The organism is Paenibacillus sp. IHBB 3054 (assembly GCF_051594305.1).
GTDB lineage: Bacteria > Bacillota > Bacilli > Paenibacillales > Paenibacillaceae > Paenibacillus_AQ.
Genome location: NZ_JBOFBG010000108.1, coordinates 1 through 1,334 on the forward strand (window position 1 = coordinate 1; position 1,334 = coordinate 1,334).

Consider the following 1,334-nt stretch of genomic DNA (forward strand, 5'->3'; position numbering starts at 1 on the left):
CGTACCTCAAGATTACTGGAGGATTGCTCTGCCACTGGCGAGTGAAGAGAATCAGGAAATCATAGCCGGATGCTTAAGCGGCAGACCGGTCTTTGCCATTCCGTATCACCCAGACCCGTTTAAATCAGACCCTAACACGGATGAATTACTGGAAGGATTACTCTCTCCGATCCTGGATAAGCCTAAAAAGAGAGGACTCGCCCGTTTCTTCTGAGTAACAAATCATAAGGAAGGCCGCACTGCTTCAGCACCTGAAGCGGTTATTTGTCGTTTCGGAAGGAGGTGATGAAAAAAATGAATAAAAAGGGACATGTAGCTGTAGCTGTGCTAACCGGATCGGCTCTCGCTGCACACCTCACCGAGCTGAGAGTCACGCCAGTCTTACTCTTAGTAGTCGCTGCAGGTGTGGCGGGTTTGCTGCCCGATTTAGACCACAAAACCAGTACAGTTAGCAATACCATGCAGTTTTCAGCCAAAACCAGAAAGAAGCTGCGGTGGGCATCAGGAATGGCGGTAGGAGTTGGCGCTATTCTATTTTATTTACAACAGGGTTTTCCACTATTGTGGATCGCTACTGGCTTATGCCTTGCTGTGGCAGCTAGACTTCGGACATTGATTCTTAGTGGAGCTGGACTACTGATGGTTGGAGCGTATCTACATTATCACGAACACTGGCTATTGCTATTAGCGGGGCTGGCGTTATTGATCATGCCCTTTGTGAAGCACCGGGGACTGATTCACAGTCCGGAATTCGCCGTTTTGCTTAGCGCAGGGGTGATTACTTTTACCGAATCACAGTCCCCGCTGGTGTACGCGACGGGGCTGGGTGTTTTAGCCGGTTGGTGGTCACATCTACTCGCTGATTCGGTTACAGCAGAAGGAATTCACTCTGCACTGCTACCCAGGCTGAAAGTCGCGCTGAATGTCATTCGTAACGGCGGTGCCACTGAGCGCTGGGTGGCCAGGATCTGCTGGGCTGCGAGTGTGGTGCTGTGGATCAAACTATTTCATGTGAAGGGATGAATGTAATGAAAAAAACAATAACTGTTTTGATGATGTTCTTTAGTGTGTTCCTGTTGCCCATCATGGCCTACGCCGATGATAATAATCCGATTACGAAGATCAAGGAGAAAATGAAGTTTAACTGGAAGGTGCTAGACGGACTGGACTTTGTGTTTACACCGATTGGGTTGTTTATCTCTTTAATCACCATTGCAACACTGATTTTTGTGGTGGTCCGAGTCATTATCAAGCTGGTCAAGATCAGTACGGGTAAAGGGACCATCAAAGATAAGTGGTTTTGGATTGAGGCCGGTCTGATTGTATTTATTGTA

2 protein-coding genes and 1 pseudogene are annotated in these 1,334 nt (G+C 47.9%); all 3 read left to right on the forward strand.

The window, feature by feature from the left end; translation table 11 throughout:
- Positions 1–214, forward strand: a pseudogene (locus ACQ76X_RS35870) (serine/threonine protein kinase); the annotation flags it as partial.
- A 71-nt stretch (positions 215–285) separates the two neighbouring features.
- Positions 286–1,023, forward strand: coding sequence for a metal-dependent hydrolase (locus tag ACQ76X_RS35875; protein ID WP_438498662.1), 738 nt, complete (start codon positions 286–288; stop codon positions 1,021–1,023).
- Between the two features lie 5 nt (positions 1,024–1,028).
- Positions 1,029–1,334 (forward strand): hypothetical protein (locus ACQ76X_RS35880; RefSeq protein WP_438498660.1); only part of this gene is annotated, 306 nt, incomplete at its 3' end.